This is a genomic window from Bradyrhizobium sp. MI1.10 (assembly GCF_055811035.1).
Genome location: NZ_JBVVPN010000030.1, coordinates 14,962 through 37,051 on the forward strand (window position 1 = coordinate 14,962; position 22,090 = coordinate 37,051).

A 22,090-nucleotide genomic window follows, 5' to 3' on the forward strand; every position below is an offset into this window, starting at 1 on the left:
CATTCTCCGCATGGCGCAGCTTTCACGCCGGCATGTGCTGGCCTTGGGTGCCGGTGGCGCGTTCGGCGTCGCCTGGCTCCGGGGCGCGACAGCGTCCGAGATGCCCGCCGAGGCCCACGGCATGTCAGCCTTCGGCGACCTCAAATATCCCGCCGATTTCCATCACTTCGACTACGTCAATGTCGACGCGCCGAAGGGCGGCACTTTCTCGCTTATCCCGTCGGTGCGCGCCTACAATCAATCCTATCAGACCTTCAACTCGCTCAATGCCTTCATCCTCAAAGGCGATGGCGCGCAGGGCATGGACATGACCTTTGCGCCGCTGATGGTGCGCGCCAATGACGAACCGGACGGGATGTACGGGCTTGCCGCCAAGTCTGTAAAGATATCGGCAGACAGGCTGGTTTATCGCTTCACGATGCGACCCGAGGCGAAATTCCACGACGGCACCAAGCTGACCGCGCACGACGCGGCGTTTTCGCTGACGTCGCTGAAGACGAAGGGCCATCCCCTGATCATCGTGCAGATGCGCGATATGGTCAGCGCGGAAGCTGTTGACGATGCGACGCTTGTTGTGACCTTCGCCAAGGGACGCGCTCGCGACGTGCCACTCTATGTGGCGAGTCTGCCGATCTTATCGAAAGCCTACTATGCCTCCCGTTCGTTCGACGAAACGTCTCTGGAGATCCCGTTGGGTTCGGGGCCGTACAAGGTCGGCAAGTTCGAGGTCAACCGCTACATCGAATACGAGCGCGTCAAGGATTGGTGGGCTGCCGATCTGCCCCCCTGTCGCGGCAGCTACAATTTTGACGTCGTGCGCTACGAATTCTACCGCGACCGCGATGTCGCCTTCGAAGGTTTCACCGGTAAGAACTATCTCTATCGCGAGGAGTTCACCTCTCGGATCTGGGCGACCCGCTATGACTTCCCTGCGGTGAAGGACGGTCGCGTCAAGATGGAGGTCGTGCCCGACGACACGCCCTCCGGCGCGCAAGGATGGTTTATCAACACGCGGCGCGACAAGTTCAGGGATCCCCGCGTGCGCGAGGCACTGATCGACGCCTTCGACTTCGAGTGGACCAACAAGACCATCATGTACGGTGCTTATGCCCGCACGGTGTCGCCATTTCAGAACTCGGACCTCATGGCGAGCGACGGGCCTCCGCCGCCGGAAGAGCTGAAGCTGCTGGAGCCGTTTCGCGGCCAGATTCCCGACGAGGTGTTCGCTGCGCCGTTCACGCCGCCGGTCTCGGACGGCTCCGGGCAGGACCGCAGCCTGCTGCGCAAGGCGCAGCAACTGCTCAGCGACGCCGGCCTGCCGATCAAGGACGGCAAGAGGGTGCTGCCGAACGGCGAGATCTTCAGGATCGAATTCCTGTTGGACGAGGCTTCGTTCCAGCCGCACCATGCGCCCTACATCAAGAATCTCGCGACGCTCGGCATCGAAGCGAGCGTGCGCCTCGTCGATGCCGTGCAATACAAGGCGCGCCAGGAAGATTTCGACTTCGACATCACGATCCAGCGCTTCAGCATGTCGGCGACACCGGGCGATGCTATGCGCGCGTTCTTTTCCTCGCAGGTCGCGGCGACCAAGGGCTCCTATAATCTCGCGGGCGTCGCCAGTCCGGCCATCGACGCCATGATCGAGAAGATCATGGCGGCGGACAATCGCGAGGACTTGACCGTCGCCTGCCGGGCCTTCGATCGGCTGTTCCGCGCTGGCCGTTATTGGGTGCCGCAATGGTACAACAAGACGCACCGGCTTGCTTATTGGGACCAATTCGGTCATCCGCAGAAGCCGCCGCGTTATGCCAACGGCGTCGGTGCCCCCGACATCTGGTGGTACGAGGGCGGCAAAGCCGCCAGGCTCGAGCAGGCGAAACAGCCATGAGCGCCTATATCGCCCGCCGCATCCTGCTGATGATCCCGACCTTGCTCGGGATCCTCTTCGTCTCCTTCATCGTCGTGCAGTTTGCGCCGGGCGGGCCGGTCGAGCGCGTGATCGCGCAGCTCTCGGGCGCCGATACCGGCGGGACCTCGCGCATTTCGGGCGGCAGCGACTTTGCGCAACGCGCCCCGGGGCAGTTAGGCGCTGGCGGCGACGCTATCAATTCGAAATATCGCGGCGCGCAAGGCCTCGATCCCGATTTCATCAAAAAGCTGGAAGTGCAGTTCGGCTTCGACAAGCCGGCCCCGGAGCGCTTCGCACTGATGGTCTGGAACTTCGCCCGCTTCGATTTCGGCAAGAGCTATTTTCGCGATGTCAGCGTGCTGCAACTCGTCAAGGAGAAGTTGCCGGTCTCGATCTCGCTCGGCATATGGCTGACGCTGCTGACCTACCTGATCTCGATTCCGCTCGGCATCCGCAAGGCGGTCAGGGACGGGACGCGCTTCGACACCTGGACGTCGAGCGTGCTCGTGCTCGGCTACGCCATACCCGGGTTCCTGTTCGCGATCCTCTTGATCATCCTGTTTGCCGGTGGCTCGTTCTTCAACTGGTTCCCGCTGCGCGGACTGACGTCAGACGGCTGGTCGCAATTTCCGTGGTACTGGAAGATCATCGATTATTTCTGGCATTTGACGCTGCCGCTGATCGCCATGGGGCTCGGTGCGTTCACCACCATGACGTTCCTGACAAAGAATTCGTTTCTGGACGAGATCCGCAAGCAATACGTGATGACCGCGCGCGCGAAAGGCTGCAGCGAGAATAGGGTGCTCTATGGCCACGTCTTCCGCAACGCGATGCTGATCGTCATCGCCGGCTTTCCCTCGACCTTCATTCACGCTTTCTTCTCGGGCTCGCTTCTGATCGAGACCATCTTCTCGCTGGACGGACTGGGACTGCTCAGTTTCGAGAGCGTTCTCAACCGCGACTACCCCGTGGTGTTCGGCACGCTCTTCATCTTTTCGCTCGTCGGCCTCGTGATCAACCTGATCTCTGACCTGACCTATATGTGGATCGATCCGCGAATCGATTTCGAGGCGCGGGAGGTCTGATGACGCTGGCCGCCCCCACCACGCCGATCGAAACCACTGCGAAGTCGCCGCTCGGCAATGCCGTGCCGATCACGCGCAAACCGTTCGTGCCGTCGCCGCTCAACAGGCGCCGCTGGCAGAATTTCAAGGCGAACCGGCGCGGCTATTGGTCGTTCTGGATCTTCCTGATCCTGTTTGTGGTGTCGCTGTTCGCCGAGCTGATCGCCAATGATCGGCCGTTCCTGATCAAATATGATGGCCACCTTTATTGGCCCTCCGTCGTCACCTATTCGGAAACCACTTTCGGCGGCGATTTCGAAACGGCGGCCGACTATCGCGATCCATATCTGCAGAAGTTGATCAAGGACAAGGGTGGCAGCATCGTCTGGCCGCTGATCCGCTATTCCTACGACACCCACAATCTCGATCTGCCGACGCCGGCGCCGTCGAAGCCGACCTGGATGCTGACGGAAGCGCAATGCAAGCCTGTCGTCGAGAAGAAAGGCCTCAAGAGCTGCCGCGATCTCGAATACAACTGGCTCGGCACCGACGATCAGGGCCGCGACGTGGTGGCGCGGCTGATCTACGGCTTCCGCATCTCGGTGCTGTTCGGCCTCTGCCTGACCATCGTCTCCTCCATCGTCGGTATCGCGGCCGGCGCGGTGCAGGGCTATTTCGGCGGCTGGATCGACCTGTTGTTCCAGCGTTTCATCGAGATATGGACTGCGATTCCTTCGCTCTATCTACTGCTGATCCTGTCGTCGGTGCTCGTGCCCGGCTTCTTCGTGCTTCTCGGCATCCTGCTGTTGTTTTCCTGGGTGTCGCTGGTCGGACTCGTGCGCGCGGAATTCCTGCGCGGGCGCAATTTCGAGTATATCCAGGCGGCGCGGGCGCTCGGCGTGTCGAACAAGGTCATCATGTTCCGGCATCTGTTGCCGAACGCGATGGTCGCGACCATGACGTTCCTGCCGTTCATCGTGTCGAGTTCGGTGATGACGCTAACGGCGCTCGACTTCCTCGGGTTCGGACTGCCGCCCGGCTCGCCGTCGCTCGGCGAGCTGCTGTCGCAGGGCAAGTCCAACGTGCAGGCGCCCTGGCTCGGTTTCTCCGGCTTCTTCTCGGTCGCCATCATGCTGTCGCTCTTGATTTTCATCGGCGAGGCCGTGCGCGACGCGTTCGATCCGCGCAAGACGTTCAGGTAAGCCAATGGACGCGATCAACCAGCCCCTGCTCAGCGTGCGCGAGCTCTCGGTGGCCTTCCACCAGGGCGGCGTCACCACGCTCGCGGTCGACAAGATCTCGTTCCAGATCAGGCGCGGCGAGTGCGTGGCGCTGGTCGGCGAGTCCGGCTCCGGCAAGTCGGTCAGCGCGCTCTCGATCCTCAAGCTCTTGCCCTATCCGAACGCCTCGCATCCTTCGGGCAGCATCCACTTCAAGGGCCAGGAACTGATCGACCGGTCGGAGCAGGAGATGCGGGAGATTCGCGGCAGCGACATCTCCATCATCTTCCAGGAGCCGATGACCTCGCTCAACCCACTGCACACGATCGAGGCGCAGATCGGCGAGATCATCCAGCTGCACAATCCGACCAGCAATGCCGAGGCGCGCAGGCGGACGCTGGAATTGCTGACGCAGGTCGGCATTCCCGAGCCTGAAACGCGGCTGAAGAGCTATCCACACCAGCTCTCCGGCGGCCAGCGTCAGCGCGTGATGATCGCGATGGCGCTCGCCAACGAGCCTGACCTCTTGATCGCGGACGAGCCGACCACGGCGCTCGACGTCACCGTGCAGGCGCAGATCCTGACGCTGCTCGCGGAGATCCGCAGTCGCCTCGGCATGAGCCTGCTCTTCATCACCCACGATCTCGGCATCGTGCGCCGCATCGCCGACCAGGTCTGCGTCATGAAGGGCGGCGAGATCGTCGAGCAGGGGCCGGTCGAGCAAGTGTTCAAGACCCCGAAGCATCCTTACACGCGCGACCTGCTTGCCGCGGAGCCGAAGCCGGATCCGGCGCCGCCGCAGCCGGATGCGCCGGTGGTGATGTCGGCCGACGACCTGAAAGTCTGGTTTCCGATCAAACGCGGGTTGATGCGCAAGACGGTCGGTCACATCAAGGCGGTCGACGGTGTCAGCATCGCCGTGCGCAAGGGCGAGACGCTTGGCGTCGTCGGCGAGTCCGGCTCGGGCAAGACCACGCTGGGGCTCGCATTGCTGCGGCTGATCTCGTCGAACGGACGCATTGTGTTCCTGGGAAAGGATATCCAGGGCCTGCGCTTCAAGGAGATGCGGCCGTTCCGGCGCGACATGCAGATCGTGTTCCAGGATCCGTTCGGCTCGCTCAGCCCGCGCATGTCGGTCGCCGACATCGTCGCCGAGGGCCTCACCGTGCATCAGCCGCAGCTCTCGCGCGGCGAGCGTGAGGAGCGCGTCGTCAAGGCGCTCGAGGACGTCGGACTGAAGCCGGATACCCGCCACCGTTATCCGCATGAATTCTCCGGCGGCCAGCGCCAGCGCATCAGCATCGCCCGGGCGGTGGTGCTGGAGCCGGATTTCGTCGTGCTGGACGAGCCGACCAGTGCGCTCGACATGCTGATTCAGGCGCAAATGGTCGATCTGCTACGTGAATTGCAGCGCCGGCGCGATCTCACCTACATGTTCATCTCGCACGATCTGCGCGTCGTCGCCTCGCTCGCCAGCCATCTGATCGTGATGCGCGGCGGCAAGGTGGTCGAGGAAGGCCAGGCCGCCGAGCTCTTCAAGAACCCGAAGACGGATTACACGCGCGCGCTGTTTGCGGCGGCGTTCCGGCTGGAGACGGCGGGGAATGGGTCTGCGGCGACTTAGCGTCCGTCAGAGCCGCTTGATCGCGGTGACCTCGCTGCCGGCTTGCTTGATCCTTGCGATGGCCGGCTCGATCGGCTCGATCGCCGTTGCCATGTGATGCGCATTGGCGTGGACCATAGTGTCGGCGTCGCGGACGATGGCGACATGACCCTTCCAGAAAATGAGATCGCCGCGCAGCAAGCTGCTCCGCTCATGCGGCTCCAGCGCGCGGCCGAGGCCGGCCTGCTGCATGTCGCTGTCGCGCGGGCAGCCGATGCCCGCTGATGTCAGCGAGATCTGGACGAGGCCGGAGCAATCGACGCCGAGGCTGCTCTTGCCACCCCAGAGATAGGGCGTGCCGACGAAACGCTCGGCGACTGCGACGAAATCCGGCTCGCGATGGCCAAGCGGGGCGAGATGGGCCTTGGGCAGATATTGGCGGTCGCCCGTCACGGCGAAGCTGCCGTCCTCGCGTGCAACCGCGATCTTCGATCCCATCACCAGCGTGTCCGCCGGCGGCAGCTTGATCGAGGGGCCGGGGAAGGCAAAGGTTCGTAAAGCCCTGACTATGTGGGTCGGCGCGGCCGCAGGCTTCATGAGCGCTGCGTCCGGCAGCCAGCCGACATAGCCGTCACCCGAAAGCTGACCCCATGCCCAGCCTTCGCTGTTGCGATCGTAGACCGTGACGCGCTCGCCGCGCAACGCTTGCGTCATCAGCATCGCGTTCGGCGACGGCTGCTCGCGCACGGGCGCGATCGCCTCGATCATCTCGAATTCCTCGCCCGTGACGAAGCGATCCGCCTGCACCGTGCCTTCGAGATACTTCGCGGCGAGGTCGCCTCGCGACGGTGTCAGCCTTGGATCTCGTCCCGGATCACGCATAGCGCTCGCTCAACAATGTGTAGATCGCGCGCGCGGCCTGGCACTCGCCGCCCTCGGGGCGTGCGGGCTTCGCCGACGGCGTCCAGCCGTAGATGTCGACATGCAGCCAGCTCTTGGCCTGTTCGACGAAGCGTTGCAGGAACAGCGCGCAGATGATCGAGCCGGCAAAGCCGCCTGACGGTGCGTTGGTGATGGTGGCCGTCTTGGAGTCCAGCCACGCATCGTAAGGCGGCCACAGTGGCATGCGCCACAACGGATCGTTCTCCCTCGCCGCGCATCGTGCGACGTCGGCGGCCAGCGCCTCATCATTGGTGTAAAAGGGCGGCAAATCCGGCCCCAGCGCGACGCGTGCCGCTCCCGTCAACGTGCCGAGATCGATCAGCAGGTCCGGCTTTTCCTCGTCCGCCAGCGCCAGCGCGTCGGCGAGCACCAGCCGTCCCTCCGCGTCCGTATTGCCGATCTCGACGGTGATGCCCTTGCGCGAGGTGAAGATGTCGAGCGGGCGGAAGGCATTGCCCGCGACCGCGTTCTCCACGGCCGGAATCAGCACGCGCAGTCGCACCTTCAGCTTCGCATCCATCACCATGCGCGCCAGCGCCAGCACGTTGGCGGCGCCGCCCATGTCCTTCTTCATGATCAGCATGCCGCTCGAAGGCTTTAGGTCGAGCCCGCCGGTGTCGAAGCAGACGCCCTTGCCGACCAGCGTCACCTTGGGATGCGCCGGGTCGCCCCAGCCGATGTCGATCAGCCGCGGAGCGCGGCTAGATGCCATGCCGACAGCGTGGATCAGCGGAAAATTCGCCTTCAGGTCATCACCGATGGTGCAGGCAAAGCTTGCGCCGAATTCGGCGGCGAGATCCTGCGCGGCCGCGGCCAGCTCCTCCGGCCCCATGTCATTGGCCGGCGTGTTGATGAGGTCGCGCGCCAGTGTTGCGGCGTCCGCCATGCGGTTGATCTCGGTCGCGTCGACGCCGTCGGGCGGCACGAGGCGGACCTCGGGGCGATCCGCCTTGCGGTACCGGGCGAAGCGGTAGCTGCCGAGCGCGAAGGCGAGTGCGGCGAGCCGTGCATCGTGCGGTGCATTGGCGAAGCGATAGATGCCCGGCGGCAGCAGGCCGGGCAGGGCGCCCGGTCGGAACAGGTCGCGCGATCTTGCACCTTCGTCCTCGAGCCCGAACAGCACTTGCGCGATCGCGCCATCGAGCGCGGGCAGCGCGAGATAACCGCCCGGCTTTGCGGTAAAGGCGCTCGCAATGGCGAACTGGCGTTGCGCCGCCGGTAGCCCCTCGGCGACCTGATCCCAGCTCGACTTGGTGACGAAGGTGATCGGGATGGCGGTAGGCGACGTCTCGAAGACAGAAGGCATTGGCGGGTCCGGATCCAGATCGAGCGGGTCATACGAACGGACGAGATTTCGCAGAGTTTTGCCGCCGCCGCAATCAGCTTTGCTGCCACCGTTCAGCGATCCGCTACTCGCAGCAAGGGGGCCATGCTAGGTTCCGGCAACGGCCGTCGGGTGCGGAGATCTCCGGCGGCCGACGACAAAGCCGGCCGGGAGGAAATGCAATGGAATTTGTGTGGAGCGTGGTCACATTCATCGGCCAGGCGGTCGAGGCGATTTTTGGCTATGTCGAGCATCATCATTGGATATTCGCGTTCCTTGCCGGCGGTTACGCCTTCTATCTCCACGACCGCTCCGTTCACGCGCGGTTCGATGCACTGGACAAGCGCATTGACGAAATCCGCAAGCGGCTCGCCATCGAATATTGATCAAGTGTGCGAAACCATCATCGGGCGGGCCCCGTATCTCATGCCAAGATCCGCGGTTCGCGCGAGCGGCCGCGGGGCTTTACTAGCGCTGCGGTTGTGGCATTATTGGCCAATATTTTAGATTGTGTCGTGCGGGTTCTGCACGTGGCGAAAGTCATTGCTACCTGGCTCATCACGGCCTGGGTTGAAACCGGCCTGAATCTGATCGTCGAAGGCATTTCTCTCATCGTTTGCGCGGCGCGACATTCGCAAATGAGCGACGCAAAATGGATAGATCGTTCGTCATCGTACAGATTTCCGACCTGCATCTGGACGGGTCTGGTCGACTGCTTGCGACGATCGAGACGCTCAATGCCGCAATTCGCGAGAGGATGGCGGACTTCGCGGACATTCCCGATCGCATCCTGCTGATCACCGGCGATATCGTGGACGACCCGACGCCGCCTGCGCTCGACGAAGCGCTCGCAGTCATCGCGTCCTTCCGACAGACCGGGCTGTTCACCGACATCCAGGCAATCGCCGGCAATCACGACGTCAAGCGCTCGAGCCAGCGTGCAGGCCGCTACGACGTCTATGATTACCTGCATTTGCCGCGGACCTCGAAGAGCGTCTACTACCGTCAGGCCGGCCTCGATCTGGTGCTGCTGGATTCCAACCGCGCGAGCCTCACGACGCTCGCGAGCGGCAACGTCGACCAGAGCGCCTATAACGCCATGGTTTCGGATTCCGCGCGGCTGAGCGTCGAGCTCGCGGGCAGCCTCGGCTCGGGCGGCCGCGCCGATTATGCCGAGCCGGTGGAAAACCTCGTGCGCGTGCTGGCGCTGCACCATCATCCACTGCCGCAGGCGACCGGAGAAGGAAAGCGGTTTCTCGGCGTGCCCGACGAACCGCTGATGTATCTCGCCGCGCCCGCGACCTTCCTCGAAGCGGCGACATCGCTCAACGTCGATCTGGTTCTGCACGGACACCGGCATGTCGAAGGGTTGACGCGCTATTCGATTCCCGATCCGCGCGCCATGTCGAGCGAGAGCGATGAAGCATTCTGGCGCACGATCTACGTCTTGTCCTGTCCGTCATCGACCGGGCAGGCCGGTGACGACGCCGGCTTCAACGTCATCCATTTCGGCCCGATGTCCCATCCGATGTCCCATGGCGGCCGCACCGAGTATCGCTTCGCGATCGCCCGCTACTCACGTCCGCGCAAGGATGGTGTCTTCAGGCTCCTCGATTCCAACCTGCCGCACGGCGTCGTCGGGCTGCCGGCCGGGCGGGATTTTTCCCGAGATCCGGCCGTCCAGTCGGGCATCGAGATCGACGCATGCACGACGCTGAAACGGGATCAGGTCGCGGCATTCGCCCGCCGGCTCCTGCTGCGCCGCGCCTTCTATGCCGATGGCGAGGCGGATTGGGCCGATTTGCTCCACGTCTATCTCGTCACCTCCCACGTCTGGGCAGATCTCGAAAGCAAGTTATCGAGATCCGCACGCAAGCATGAGGTCGACGCCGCGGCTACGGTGACATCGCTGCTGCGTCGGTTGATCGAACAATCTGCAAATGTGCTCGGCATCGACGATTTTCAGCTCGACGAGCTCCGCGCGAGGCGTCTGGTCAATCGTGACGACCTTCGGCGCGAATTGCCGAGGGTGGCGCGCCCGGGTATCGATCTCGAGATCGAGACGCGGCAACGATTGCAATTGCTGCGAGACCTGAACGAGCAGGCAAAGGCGCTCGGTCTCGATCCGGGTCTCGGCGGCAAGGTCCCGCCGCCGGCGCCGCAGTGAGGGACGCGGGTCCGGGGAATTAACCGGCCGTTAGGGTTAACAGTCTATTGCTGGCGCGTTCGGCTCGATCAATCGGCTCGAGAGTCAAAGCGTCATGCGTCAACGGTTCGGTCTTGAACGGTTCAGTCTTGGACGGCTCAGTCTTGCCCGGCTTTTCGCGTCCACCTCGCTGGTCGCGGCGGTGGCCATGGGCCTCGGCGGCTGCACGGCGATGTCGAAACTCTCCGACGTCACGGGCTCGGTCGGGCCGCGAGCGGAAGCCGCTCCCACCGATCCCGCGCGTGCTGCCGAAGTCTATGGCGAGCGCTATCGTGCCAATCCCAAAGACGCCGATGCGGCGCTCGCCTACGGTCAGGCCTTGCGCGCCAACGGCCAGCACGCCCAGGCCGCCGCCGTGCTCGAGCAGGCGACCATCGCCAATCCCGGCAACAAGGCGCTGATGGCCCAATACGGCCGCGCGCTCTCCGACAACGGCAATTTCCAGCAAGCCTTCGACGTGTTGTCGAAGGCGCATTCGCCCGATAACCCGGATTGGCGCCTGCTCTCGGTACAGGGGACGGCGCTCGATCAGATGGGCCGTCACGAGGAAGCGCGCTCCTATTATGCGAGCGCGCTCAAGATCGCGCCTGGCGATCCCGGTGTGCTCTCCAATCTCGGCCTGTCCTATATGTTGTCGAGAGACCTGCCGAAGGCCGAAGACGCCCTGCGGCAAGCCTATGCCTCGCCGCGCGCAAACGCGCGGGTGCGGCAGAATCTCGGTCTGGTCGTCGGTCTCCAGGGCCGCTTCGCCGAAGCCGAGACCATCGTGAAAGCGGACCTGCCGCCGGACCAGGCTGTGGCCAACGTCGCCTATCTCAAGGAAATGCTGACCCGCAACGACGTCCGGCGGGGTGCGCCGAAGCGGATTCCGGTCGCCTCGCTCGGCCAGCCCGACTGATCAGACGTGATCTTCGAGTCTTGATCTTCCAATCTTGAAGGCGCCCGCGGACCGTGCGCGGTCCGCGTCTAACGTCATTGCATCTCGGTGACCTTGATCCCCGTCGGCCCGAGGATGACGACGAACAGCACCGGCAGGAAGAACAGGATCATCGGTACCGTCAGCTTCGGCGGCAGTGCTGCGGCCTTTTTCTCCGCTTCGTTCATGCGCATGTCGCGATTTTCCTGCGCCATCACCCGCAAGGATTGACCGAGCGGGGTGCCGTAACGCTCGGCCTGCTGGAGCGCGAGACATACCGACTTGACGCCCTCGAGCCCGGTGCGCCGCGCGAGGTTCTCGTAGGCGACCTTGCGATCCTGCAGATATGACAGCTCGGCCGTGGTCAGGGTGAACTCCTCGGACAGCGCGATCGACTGGCTCACGATTTCGACCGCGACCTTCCGGAACGCCATCTCGACCGACATGCCGGATTCGATGCAGATCAGGAGCAGGTCGAGCGCATCGGGAAAGGCGCGCTTGATCGAGAGCTGGCGCTTGGAGATCGCGTTCCTGAGGAACAGCATTGGCGCCTGAAGTCCGAGATAGGCCGCACCGACGCAGATGCCGATCTTGATCGGCAACGACTGCTGCATGTGCGCGATCAGGAACACGTAGATGACCGAACCGACGAATAGCACGATCGGGGCAACCAGGCGGGCGAACAGGAAGGTGATGTAGGGCGCCTGGCCTCGATAGCCCGCCATGATGAGCTTGTCCCGCGCAGCTTCCTGCGCGAGCCATTTGGTCAGGTTGAAGTCATCGACGACCTTCGAGACGAGCTGCTTCGGCGTCTGTCGCAGCGAGACTTTTTCACTCTTGTGGAGGCGCTCGCGCTCGCGCTGCCGGATGCGCTCACGTTCGTTCGCAACCGCCTTCATGCGCTTGGAAAGGCCCTCGCCGGCGAACAGCGGCATCACCAGCGTATAGACGGTGGCGCTGGCGGCGATGGCCGCCAGCAGCATCGTCATGAAGTGAACGTCGTGAAGTTTCGCAACGAGGAACTCTACCATAAGGCACCATCAGAAGTCGAAATTGATCATCTTCTTCATCACCATGATGCCGATCGACATCCAGACGACGCAGCCGACCAGCATGAGCTGGCCGGTGGGATGAGTCCAAAGCATCGAGATGTATCCCGGCGTCGTGAGGTAGACGAGAAACATCACGATCGGCGGCAGCGAGCCGATGATGCCGGCCGAGGCCTTGGCTTCCATCGACATCGCCTGGATCTTCTCTTTCATCTTCTTGCGGTCGCGTAGCACCTTGGAGAGGTTGCCGAGCGCTTCGGAGAGGTTGCCGCCCGATTTCTGCTGGATCGAGATGACGATGCCGAAGAAATTGGCCTCGGGCAGCGGCATGCGATCGTAGAGTCGCGTGCAGGCCTCGCCGAGCGGCATGCCGATCGCCTGCGTCTCGATGATGGACAGAAACTCGGAGCGTAGCGGCTCTGGCGCGTCGGCGGCGACCACCTTGATCGATTCGAACAGCGGCAGGCCCGCCTTGATGCCGCGGACGATCACGTCGACGGCATCGGGTAAGGCGGCCAGGAACTTGTTTTCACGGCGCTTCTTCAGGAAGCCGAGCGCCCAGCGGGGCAGACCGAGCCCGCCGGCAAAAGCGAAGCCGGCGGCACCGAGCAGGCTGCCGCCGATGAACAAGGCGACTGCGAACAGCACGCCCGCCACGACGGCGGATGCGACCCAGAATTTCTGCGGCGTCCAGTCGAGGCCGGCCTGCGACAGGCGTACACTGAGCGATACGCTCTTCTCCTGCTGGCGCCGCGCCTCGAGATCCTTGAGCGAGGTTTCGACCTGCTCGCGGCGCGAGCGCTGCGTCTTCTCGGCCGCGCGGGCCGTGGGCGCCTCGGCCCGCGAGATCGAGGCGCGGCGGCTCTCGGCCTTCCGTTCCCCGGACAGCATCGGATAAAGGAAGACCCAGGCGAGGCCGCCGACGGTCGCGGTGGCAAGGAAGGCGAGGGCAAGGACTTGCATGTTCATGGCTGTGCTGACCTGCTCACGTCGGCGGCGCCACTTCCGCGGCGTCGAGCGCCGCGGCAAGGCGCTTCTCTTCGCCGTAATAGCGGGCGCGTTCCCAGAATTTCGGGCGGCCGATTCCGGTCGACCGGTGCCGGCCGATGATCTTGCCGTTGGCGTCCTCGCCGACCATGTCGTAGAGGAAGACGTCCTGGGTGATGATGGTGTCGCCTTCCATGCCCATCACTTCGGTGATGTGGGTAATGCGGCGCGAACCGTCGCGCAGCCGCGCTGCCTGGACGATGACGTCGATCGAGGCGCAGATCATCTCGCGGATGGTGCGTGAAGGCAGGGAGAAGCCGCCCATCGTGATCATGGATTCGCAGCGCGATAGCGCCTCGCGCGGATTGTTGGCGTGCAGCGTGCCCATCGAACCGTCATGGCCGGTGTTCATGGCCTGGAGCAGGTCGAACGCCTCGGGTCCGCGGACTTCGCCGACGATGATGCGCTCGGGACGCATACGCAAGCAGTTGCGCACCAGTTCGCGCATGGTGACCTGGCCTTCGCCCTCGATGTTGGGCGGGCGGGTTTCCAGTCGCACTACGTGCGGCTGCTGGAGCTGGAGTTCGGCGGCGTCTTCGCAGGTGATGACGCGCTCGTCGTGCTCGATGTAGTTGGTCAGGCAGTTGAGCAACGTGGTCTTGCCCGAGCCGGTACCGCCGGAGATCAGCACGTTGCAGCGGACGCGGCCGATGATCTGGAGGATTTCCGCGCCTTCCGGCGAGATTGCGCCGAACTTGACGAGCTGATCGAGCGTCAGCTTGTCCTTCTTGAACTTGCGGATGGTCAGCGTGGGGCCGTCGATCGACAGCGGGGGCACGATGGCGTTGACGCGGGAGCCGTCGGCCAGGCGCGCGTCGCAGATCGGCGAGGATTCGTCGACGCGCCGGCCGACCTGGCTGACGATACGCTGGCAGATGTTGAGGAGCTGCTGATTGTCGCGGAAGCGGATACCGGTGCGTTGGATCTTGCCGGCGACCTCGATGTAGACGGTGTCGGCGCCGTTGACCATGATGTCGGCGATGTCGTCGCGCGACAACAGCGGCTCCAGCGGACCGTAGCCGAGGACGTCGTTGCAGATGTCGTCGAGTAGCTCTTCCTGCTCGGCGATCGACATCACGATGTTCTTGATCGCGATGATCTCGTTGACGATGTCCCGGATTTCCTCGCGCGCGGACTCCGAATCGAGCTTGGCGAGCTGGGCGAGGTCGATGGCTTCGATCAGCGCGCCGAAGATGGTCGCCTTGACCTCGTAATAATTGTCCGAGCGGCGGGCTTCCATGGTCGGCGCAGGCTTCGCCGGGGCAAGCGGCGGCGACGAGACTGTCGGCTGCGGCAAGCGCGACACGGCGGGCGCCGGAGCCTGGGCAGGCTCTGGCGACACGGCACCGGGCTTCGGGGCCCGGGCGTCGGCGTCTGTTCCGCTACGCTTACCGAACACTTAAAAACTCCATGCGGCGACCTATTTTCCCCGCAACTTGTCAATCAGGGGTGAAAGCAGGGACGATTTTTGCTTCTTCGTTTCGCTGCGGCCGGTCAGGCGCTGGGCGATCTGAAGGAACATCTCGATCGACTTATGGTTGGCCGAGATTTCCGCGATCATCTGGCCGTTATTGGCCGCCGAGCCGAAGATCTGCGGCTCGAACGGGATCGAGACGACGGGCTGGCTCTCGATCGCCTTGGCGAACTCCGCCGCGGCGATTTCGGGCCGTTTCGGCACGCCGACCTGGTTCAGGCAGTAGAGCGGCGGCCGGTCGTTGGGGCGCGCGGCTTTCAGGAGATCGAACATGTTTTTGGCGTTGCGCAAATTGGCGAGGTCGGGCGCCGCCACGATCAGGATGTCGTCCGCCCCGATCAGGGCGCGTTTGGTCCAGCCCGACCATTGGTGCGGAACGTCGAGCACGATGCAGGGCATGGTGGAGCGCAGCGTGTCGAACACGGCATCGAAAGCGTCGGCGCCGAAATCATAGACCCGATCGAGCGTCGCCGGCGCCGCCAGCAGGCTGAGGTGGTCGGTGCATTTCGACAGCAGGCGGTCGATGAAGGCGGTGTCGACGCGATCGGGCGAGAACACGGCGTCGGCAATGCCCTGCGGCGGATCCTGGTTATAGTCGAGCCCGGCCGTGCCGAAGGCGAGGTCGAGGTCGGCGACGACCGCGTCCATCGCGAGATCGCGGGCGATCGCCCAGGCGACATTGTGGGAGATAGTTGACGCGCCGACGCCGCCCTTGGCGCCAACCACCGCGATGATGCGGCCGACGGCCTTGGCTTCCGGCGCCGAGAACAGGTTGCAGATCGAGCGCACGACGTCGATCGCGCCGACCGGCGCGAGCACGTAGTCGCTGACGCCGCGGCGCACCAGCTCGCGGTAGAGCGTGACGTCGTTGATGCGGCCGATCACGACCACGCGGGTGCCGGCGTCGCAGACGGTCGCGAGATGGTCGAGCCCGCCCAGCAGGTCGTTGCGGCCGTCGCTTTCGAGCACGATCACGTTCGGCGTGGGTGCCGAGCGGTAGGCTTCGACCGCAGCCGCCATACCCCCCATCTGGATCTTCAGATGGGCCTTGCCGAGACGGCGATCTTCGCCGGCCGACTGCACGGCGGCCGCAGTTTCCACGGTCTCGCAGAAAGCCTGGACGGAAACGCGGGGCGCCGGCGCAATATGCTCCTCGACCGGCGGGAGCGATGCCTCGGACTGTTCTTCTTGGGGCTGGCGAGCGTAGCTGATCATCTGCCGGTGTCGCTGAGTTTGGCCTTGTCGGCCTCGGGATAGGCGACCGCCGTCGGCATTCCCTTGCGATACTTCTCGAACGCGGCGGTCCGCCGCGGCGTGTAGGACGGCGTTTCGGGCCGCGGCTGCTCGAGATCCGACGGATTGTCGACCATCGCTGCGAGGTTGCGCTGATAGGCGCAGCCGTAATTGTAATAGTCCTTGTTCTCGAACCAGCTCTTGTTCTTCATAGAAGGGCCGATGTCTTCCGGCCACAGGCCGCAGGGGCCCGCGACCGCGGCGATCTTGGAATAGGTGAGCCGGATCGGCGGCAGGAAGCGCTTGTCTTCCGGTTGGTAAGAGCGGGCGCTGACGCCGCGCGGCGGAACGCCCGCCGCCGACAGGATCGCCTGGATTTCACGCATGGTGTCCGCGACCGGACGCGCGTTGGGCGTGCCGGACGGCACGTCGATCCGGATCGCGCCGGTGCCTTCGTGCATCCAGGCCGAAGCGACGCCCATCACGTCGGCGCGCTGGGCCGCGGTCAAGCCGCCGCGGGCATGGCCGACGAAGACGACGATGGAGCGATTCTGCTCCTCGATGGCGATCGGATGGCGCTGCTTGTAGTCGTCGGGAATGGAGGCCGTGACCGCTTCGTCGTGCTGGCAACCGCCAAGGGCGAGCGCCATGCCGACGAGCGCGCCGCCGAGGTGGATGGCGCGCCTGCGAATCTGGGGTGGTCTAGTGATCTTCATGAAGTCCCCGTTCCGCCTCAGTCGGTGATGAAGCCGTAGGTGCCACGGTAGTTCTTGGCCGGTTCGCTCCGGCCGGGCACGCCGTAGATGCGGTTGATGTTGCCGAGCAGTTCGGCCTGCGGATCCGCAGGCGCGGAGAAGCCATCATCCGGCCGCGACAGATCCTTTTGCGCAACTGCGCGAACGATATAGGGCGTCACGATCACGACCAGCTCGGTCGCGTTGTTGACGAAGTCGCGGCTGCGGAACAGCGTGCCGAGGACCGGGAGCTGCATCAGACCCGGCAGTCCGCTGACCGCCTGCTTGGTCTGCTGCTGGATCAGGCCGGCCATCGCCATCGCGCCGCCGGAGGGAATTTCCAGCGAGGTTTCTGCGCGGCGGGTCTTGATCGAGGGCACCGTAAGCGAGTTGACCGAGGTCGAGGTCACGGCTTGGGACAGCGTGATCGCGTTCTCGTTCGAGAGCTCAGAGACCTCGGTCATCACCCGCAGGCTGATCTTGCCCTCGGTGAGAACGACGGGGGTGAAGTTGAGCGAGATGCCGAACTTCTTGAAGCTGATTTGGGTGGTACAAACGTGCGTGGTGGGGTCGCACGCGTAGCCGGCGGGCACCGGGAATTCACCGCCGGCGATGAATGTTGCCGATTCACCGGAGATCGCGGTCAGGTTCGGTTCGGCCAGCGTCCGGATCACGCCCGCGGTTTCCATCGCTCGCAGGGTGGCCTGCACCGACGGCGCCCCGCCGAATTTGGTGGTCAGGTTGTTACTGTCGACGAGGTTATGGCCGAGAGCCGTGAACGGATTGGAGTTGCTGAAGGTGACGACCGAGGTGCCGTAGCTGAGGTTGGCGGTGAGGTCGATTCCGAGCTGCTTGATGATGCTGCGCTGCACTTCGGCGACTGTCACCTTGAGCATGACCTGGTCGCGGCCGCGGACCACGATCGAGTTCACGACCTTCTCGGGACCGCCGGCGAGGCGCGCAGCGAGGTCGTTGGCCTGCTGGGCTTCGGCTGGATTCGCGGCCGAACCGGTCAGGATGATGCCGTCGCCTAGGCCGTCGATCTGGATGTCTGAATTCGGCAGGACCTGTTTCAGCGCGGCCCGCACGCCGTTGAGGTCGCGCTTGACCGCGATGTCATAGGCCGCAATCTGCTGGCCGGCTGAATCGAAGAACACGATGTTGGTCTGGCCGATCGAGGCGCCGATGATGTAGGCGCGCTGCGCCGAGCGGACGACCGCATTGGCGATCTTGGGATCGGCGACGAGCACGTCCTTGATGTCACGCGGAAGGTCGATCACGATCGACTTGCCGATGCCGAGCGAGAGGAATCGCGCGTTCATCTGACCGTCGGCCGCAGCCTGCGCCACAGGGCGATAGTCGGCGGCGACCACAGGGGTCAGCACCGGGTTGAGCGCGAGCGCGACGGCGGCCGAAAACGACAGGGCGCGGACCACAGAGGTTCGCATCGTCGCCAAATTCGCCCTGCATTTCATGTCGACAGTCCTCATCGTGCCTTCGCCGTCGAGCTTGGGATACCGTACCGAATGATCGAGACGCCATCGCGCTTCTGCGCGGAATCATCGAGCGTGATCTCGCTCAGCTTGACGTCGACGATGCTGCGCAACGCCAGCGACAGCGTGCCGCTCTGGCGTGCCGAGGAGAGCGTCGCAGTCTGCGCAGGATTGAGCTCGAGGGTGACGGTCTTGCCGACCACCGCGTTCTGCCCGTCCTTCTCCTTCGGCGCCTGGTCGATGGCCAGGACGCGGATATTGGCCAGGATGATCTCGGACGTGACCACATCGGGAGCGCCGCTGCTCTGGTCCGGGTTCTTGAGACGGCGCGTCAGAAGCACGTCGACGCGGTCGTTGGGGAGGATGAAGCCGCCTGCGCCGGTTTCCGGCGAGATCTCGGTCGAGATCGCCCGCATGCCGGTGGGCAGGATTGCTGCCATGAAGCCGGAGCCTTCCGCCTTGACCAGCTTCTGGTCGCGGATCGGCTCACCCTGGATGAAGGGGGATCGTGCGATCGAGCCGGTGACCTGGGTTACGCCCTCGGGGCGCTCGTTGCGGCGAATGAAGGTGGCGCTGGCGGTCGCGGACGGCCAGGTCTGCCATTGCACGTCTTCCGGCTTGACGGTCTGGCCGAGGCCGATGTCGTTCTTGGCGACCAGGACGTCGACGGTGGGAAGCTGCGCGACCGGAGCCGGAGGCGGCGCAGAATTGTCCGAGCCGCTCGCCAGATACGCGGCGACACCGCCGGCGCAGATGGCGACCGTCAGGACGACAATGCGTGCCCTATTCATACGCTTCACTTTCCACCAAACGCCGCGACGCTGACGCCGCCGTAATCGGCAGTTGACCAGCTATTCGTCAAAGCATGGTTAATGAGGCGTATCTAAATCGCCTTAACGCCGGGTTTACCCGATGCGTTCAGCGCAATGCGAGGTGAGCGAGATCGATCGCCTTCACCCATTCGGTCTCCGGGTAGACCATCAGCGCGCTCAGTGCGAGCGCGATGCCATAGGGAATGCCGCTCTCCTTGGCGTGCAGCCGCGCGAGCCAGGCTTGGCCGGCGAGCCCGTAAGGCAGCGGCCACTGCCGGAACTGGAGCAGGAGCAGCGTCAGCGCCCCGCCGAACAGCGAGGCGTAGAGCAGGAAGTTCATCAGCTGTGCGAAACCGAACCAAAGTGCGACGGAGGCCGCGACCTTGGCATCGCCGCCGCCGACCCAACCCATCGCAAAACAGGTGAAGGCCACGACCAGGACAAGCGTGCCTGAGCCGACATGGCTCAGCATCTCGTAAGGTGCCATGCCACCGGCGAGAGCGAGCGCGAAAAAGCCGGCGACCAGCGCCAGCGATACGCGGTTGGAGATCGTCATCGTGAAGAGGTCGCTTGCGGCGGCAAACGCCATCAGGGCCGGGAAGAGCAGAAGGCGCGCAAGGTCGAGGATCATGGGCTGCGTCTTGAGGCCTGGGTTCGCCGCGGAGCTGGCGTCGCCGGATTCTAGCCGGCAGTGCTAAACAAACCGAAAACGGCGGCAGCGGCTCGAGGGGTGGAACCAGCCGAAGGCGTGCTCACCAAAGGGAGGCGATGCGTGCGGCGAGCGCGACGGTCGCAAGCAGCAGGGCAAGGCAGACCCAGTAGACCGGCGAGCCGGTCTGCGTGGCCTCCGCCGCATTTGCCGCGACCGCGGCATCGGTTCTGTACTTGCTCAACGCCACTGGAACTCGCCGTCTGAAACACAAAGCCCCGGAGGCCCGGGGCTTTTGCCGTCGTTCGTCGATCGCTTACTTCAGCGAGCTGCTGATCGAGGTGAACTTGGCGTTGAGCGTGGTGCCGAGATTGTTGACGACGGTGATGATGGCCAGCGCGATGCCGGCGGCGATCAGACCGTATTCGATGGCGGTGGCGCCGGATTCATCTTTCGCGAAACGCGCAATGAGGTTCTTCATGAACAAAACTCCATCTGGGGTGGGATCGCCTCGTTCGGCGTTGTGCTTGACGCAATGACCATGAGATCCGAGCTCTTTCGGGAGAGTTAATTAGATCGGGCAAACGCGCTTGCCGCTGGCCAGAGTGAATTTCGCCTTAAGGCCGCCATCTGCAATTCGTTCCGGTTCCGAATGCGCAGCAAGCGCGGCACCGGCTTCACCGTCCCTTAAATTTAGGGGAGTACGCGTAGGTAGGACCAGCAATTCGCAAGAGAGGCGACGATGTCGAGCCTGCCCATGGAAATCGCCCTGATGCTCGGCGAGACCATCGCGAAGGTGATCCCCACGACCTTCGCGCTCGCGGTGGTCTTCACCGTACTCGAGCATGTCTGGGCCTGCAATCCCGGCGCACCCTGGTGGCGCAAGCGGGAGATCGTCACGGACATCTGCTACTGGTTTGTCGTTCCGGTGTTCGCACGCGTCATGCGGATCGGCCTTCTGATCGTCGGTGCGAGCTTCGTCTTCAACATCCATGATGCCGACGAGCTCATCGCCTTCTACGACAATGGCCACGGCCCGCTGGCGCTATTGCCGCTCTGGGTCCAGGCCATGCTGTTCCTGGTGCTGTCCGATTTCATGCTGTACTGGCTGCACCGGCTGTTCCACGGCGGCGGGTTCTGGAAGTACCACGCGATCCATCACTCTTCGGAGGAGATCAGCTGGATTTCTGCGGCCCGCTTCCATCCGGTCAATCTCGTGCTTGGTACGATCGCGGTCGACGTCGTGCTGCTGATGGCCGGCATTTCGCCGAACGCCATGGTCTGGCTCGCCCCGTTCACGACCTTCCATTCGGCCTTCGTGCACGCCAACCTGAACTGGACCTTCGGGCCGTTCAAATATGTGCTGGCGACGCCGGTGTTCCACCGCTGGCACCACACCTCGCTCGCAGAGGGCGGCGACACCAATTTTGCCGGCACGTTCCCGATCTGGGATGTGCTGTTCGGCACTTTCCGCATGCCCGAGGGGCAACTGCCGCAGGATTACGGCAAGGATGAAGCCACCATGCCGAAGGAAATCGGAGGGCAGCTTGCCTATCCGTTCCGCCGCTAGGTTCTCGAGGGCCGCGAAACGCCAGTCCGTTCAAACAATAGTCGGCGAATTTGCGGAACGTTCACGAATTGAGGGCAGGTTAGCCGGGTCGGGCACCGGCTCGGCTGTTATGTGATTGCTTCTGCCGGTTTGTGACGTCCCGGGGGTAAGAGTATGCGTAAACAATTGCTGCGCCGTCGTGCGCGCGTCTGTCTTCTGGTTGCGGCCGCGGTGCTGGCATCGCCGGCTGTCGTCATTGCCGAGCCGACCGCAGATGCCATTGCCGTGAATGTCGACCAGGCCAAGCTGGTGCGGTTGCCCGGCAAGGTGGCGACCATCGTGGTCGGCAATCCCATGATCGCCGACGTCACGCTCCAGCCCGGTGGCATGATCGTCGTGACCGGAAAGGGCTATGGCGCCACCAATTTCATCGCGCTCGATCGGGGCGGCGAGATCCTGGTCGATCGCCAGATCCAGGTCGAAGGTCCGAGCGATCGGCTCGTCACCGTCTATCGCGGGATCGACCGCGAGTCCTACAGCTGCATGCCGATTTGCCAGCGTCGCGTGACGCTCGGCGACAGCGACACCTACTTCAACAACACGATGAGTCAGGCCGGTTCGTTGAGCAGCACGGCCAGCGGCAATGCCGGTGCGGGCGCCAAGACGAACTGACCAAGACGAACTGAGCAAGACTAACCAAGTAAGACCAACCAGCGAGTTTGATTGGCAGGTTTGCCGGGGCAAGGATCGTCCTCGCCCGACGCACGCGCGCGAGTTTCTCTCTCCGCGTCCTCGTCTCCATGCCCCGCCCCATGCCCTCGTCTCCGTGCCCTGGGTCGTTTGCGGTTAACCCGTCCTTAACG

General features: G+C 63.9%; 21 protein-coding genes. 9 read left to right on the forward strand and 12 right to left on the reverse strand.

Annotation, left to right across the window (positions count from 1 at the left end):
* Positions 1 to 10 precede the first annotated feature (10 nt).
* The 4 genes from AC0L3K_RS27445 to AC0L3K_RS27460 are packed head-to-tail and all read left to right on the forward strand — an operon-like array spanning position 11 to position 5,820.
* Positions 11 to 1,891, forward strand: a complete 1,881-nt coding sequence (locus AC0L3K_RS27445) for an extracellular solute-binding protein (protein ID WP_473367262.1) — start codon at positions 11 to 13, stop codon at positions 1,889 to 1,891.
* Positions 1,888 to 2,997 (forward strand): microcin C ABC transporter permease YejB, encoded by a 1,110-nt coding sequence (locus tag AC0L3K_RS27450; RefSeq protein WP_007605353.1) that lies wholly within the window; start codon positions 1,888 to 1,890, stop codon positions 2,995 to 2,997. Before AC0L3K_RS27445 ends, AC0L3K_RS27450 begins: the two co-directional genes overlap by 4 nt.
* Positions 2,997 to 4,178 (forward strand): ABC transporter permease, encoded by a 1,182-nt coding sequence (locus AC0L3K_RS27455; protein WP_007599755.1) that lies wholly within the window; start codon positions 2,997 to 2,999, stop codon positions 4,176 to 4,178. The genes AC0L3K_RS27450 and AC0L3K_RS27455 overlap by 1 nt, the downstream gene beginning before the upstream one ends.
* Before the next feature lie 4 nt (positions 4,179 to 4,182).
* A complete protein-coding gene (locus AC0L3K_RS27460) occupies positions 4,183 to 5,820 on the forward strand; it encodes an ABC transporter ATP-binding protein (protein WP_007599757.1) in 1,638 nt (545 codons plus the stop codon).
* A gap of 6 nt (positions 5,821 to 5,826) precedes the next feature.
* Here the strand turns inward: AC0L3K_RS27460 and AC0L3K_RS27465 are convergent, their stop codons facing one another.
* The gene (locus tag AC0L3K_RS27465; protein WP_354127156.1) at positions 5,827 to 6,681 is read right to left on the reverse strand and encodes a C40 family peptidase; all 855 of its coding nucleotides are present in this window, start codon (positions 6,679 to 6,681) and stop codon (positions 5,827 to 5,829) included.
* Positions 6,674 to 8,047, reverse strand: coding sequence for a leucyl aminopeptidase family protein (locus tag AC0L3K_RS27470; RefSeq protein WP_473255471.1), 1,374 nt, complete (start codon positions 8,045 to 8,047; stop codon positions 6,674 to 6,676). Before AC0L3K_RS27470 ends, AC0L3K_RS27465 begins: the two co-directional genes overlap by 8 nt.
* Before the next feature lie 200 nt (positions 8,048 to 8,247).
* Here AC0L3K_RS27470 and AC0L3K_RS27475 point away from each other — a divergent pair, with 200 nt between their 5' ends.
* From AC0L3K_RS27475 to AC0L3K_RS27485, 3 genes are all read left to right on the forward strand, one after another.
* The gene (locus AC0L3K_RS27475; RefSeq protein ID WP_007599763.1) at positions 8,248 to 8,451 is read left to right on the forward strand and encodes a hypothetical protein; all 204 of its coding nucleotides are present in this window, start codon (positions 8,248 to 8,250) and stop codon (positions 8,449 to 8,451) included.
* A gap of 266 nt (positions 8,452 to 8,717) precedes the next feature.
* On the forward strand, positions 8,718 to 10,232 hold the full coding sequence (locus tag AC0L3K_RS27480; RefSeq protein WP_473367263.1) for a metallophosphoesterase family protein: 1,515 nt from the start codon (positions 8,718 to 8,720) through the stop codon (positions 10,230 to 10,232).
* Between the two features lie 94 nt (positions 10,233 to 10,326).
* Positions 10,327 to 11,169: a tetratricopeptide repeat protein gene (locus AC0L3K_RS27485; RefSeq protein WP_007599765.1), complete on the forward strand. Its 843-nt coding sequence runs from the start codon at positions 10,327 to 10,329 to the stop codon at positions 11,167 to 11,169.
* A gap of 74 nt (positions 11,170 to 11,243) precedes the next feature.
* On the opposite strand, the gene AC0L3K_RS27490 is transcribed toward AC0L3K_RS27485, so the two are convergent.
* From AC0L3K_RS27490 to AC0L3K_RS27535, 10 genes are all read right to left on the reverse strand, one after another.
* Positions 11,244 to 12,218 (reverse strand): type II secretion system F family protein, encoded by a 975-nt coding sequence (locus AC0L3K_RS27490; protein WP_007599767.1) that lies wholly within the window; start codon positions 12,216 to 12,218, stop codon positions 11,244 to 11,246.
* 9 nt (positions 12,219 to 12,227) lie between these two features.
* Entirely contained in the window at positions 12,228 to 13,205 is a 978-nt protein-coding gene (locus AC0L3K_RS27495; protein WP_473367264.1) for a type II secretion system F family protein, read from the reverse strand.
* A gap of 16 nt (positions 13,206 to 13,221) precedes the next feature.
* The gene (locus AC0L3K_RS27500) at positions 13,222 to 14,682 is read right to left on the reverse strand and encodes a CpaF family protein (protein ID WP_354159461.1); all 1,461 of its coding nucleotides are present in this window, start codon (positions 14,680 to 14,682) and stop codon (positions 13,222 to 13,224) included.
* Positions 14,683 to 14,703: 21 nt separating this feature from the next.
* On the reverse strand, positions 14,704 to 15,972 hold the full coding sequence (locus AC0L3K_RS27505) for a CpaE/TadZ family protein (protein WP_007599774.1): 1,269 nt from the start codon (positions 15,970 to 15,972) through the stop codon (positions 14,704 to 14,706).
* The gene (locus tag AC0L3K_RS27510) at positions 15,969 to 16,706 is read right to left on the reverse strand and encodes a CpaD family pilus assembly protein (RefSeq protein WP_007599776.1); all 738 of its coding nucleotides are present in this window, start codon (positions 16,704 to 16,706) and stop codon (positions 15,969 to 15,971) included. Before AC0L3K_RS27510 ends, AC0L3K_RS27505 begins: the two co-directional genes overlap by 4 nt.
* 17 nt (positions 16,707 to 16,723) lie before the next feature.
* Positions 16,724 to 18,199, reverse strand: a complete 1,476-nt coding sequence (locus AC0L3K_RS27515; protein WP_007599778.1) for a type II and III secretion system protein family protein — start codon at positions 18,197 to 18,199, stop codon at positions 16,724 to 16,726.
* An 11-nt stretch (positions 18,200 to 18,210) separates the two neighbouring features.
* Entirely contained in the window at positions 18,211 to 19,008 is a 798-nt protein-coding gene (gene cpaB, locus AC0L3K_RS27520; protein WP_219682905.1) for a Flp pilus assembly protein CpaB, read from the reverse strand.
* A 127-nt stretch (positions 19,009 to 19,135) separates the two neighbouring features.
* Positions 19,136 to 19,660, reverse strand: a complete 525-nt coding sequence (locus tag AC0L3K_RS27525; protein ID WP_007599781.1) for an A24 family peptidase — start codon at positions 19,658 to 19,660, stop codon at positions 19,136 to 19,138.
* Positions 19,661 to 19,781: 121 nt separating this feature from the next.
* Complete coding sequence (locus tag AC0L3K_RS27530) at positions 19,782 to 19,922, reverse strand: hypothetical protein (RefSeq protein WP_198288341.1); 141 nt, start codon at positions 19,920 to 19,922, stop codon at positions 19,782 to 19,784.
* Between the two features lie 72 nt (positions 19,923 to 19,994).
* On the reverse strand, positions 19,995 to 20,159 hold the full coding sequence (locus AC0L3K_RS27535; protein ID WP_007599783.1) for a Flp family type IVb pilin: 165 nt from the start codon (positions 20,157 to 20,159) through the stop codon (positions 19,995 to 19,997).
* A 261-nt stretch (positions 20,160 to 20,420) separates the two neighbouring features.
* Between AC0L3K_RS27535 and AC0L3K_RS27540 the strand changes: the two genes are divergently transcribed.
* Complete coding sequence (locus AC0L3K_RS27540; RefSeq protein WP_219682903.1) at positions 20,421 to 21,248, forward strand: sterol desaturase family protein; 828 nt, start codon at positions 20,421 to 20,423, stop codon at positions 21,246 to 21,248.
* 153 nt (positions 21,249 to 21,401) lie between these two features.
* Positions 21,402 to 21,899 carry a pilus assembly protein N-terminal domain-containing protein gene (locus AC0L3K_RS27545; protein WP_007599785.1) on the forward strand — a complete coding sequence of 166 codons (498 nt, stop codon included), beginning with the start codon at positions 21,402 to 21,404 and terminating at the stop codon, positions 21,897 to 21,899.
* Positions 21,900 to 22,090: the final 191 nt, after the last annotated feature.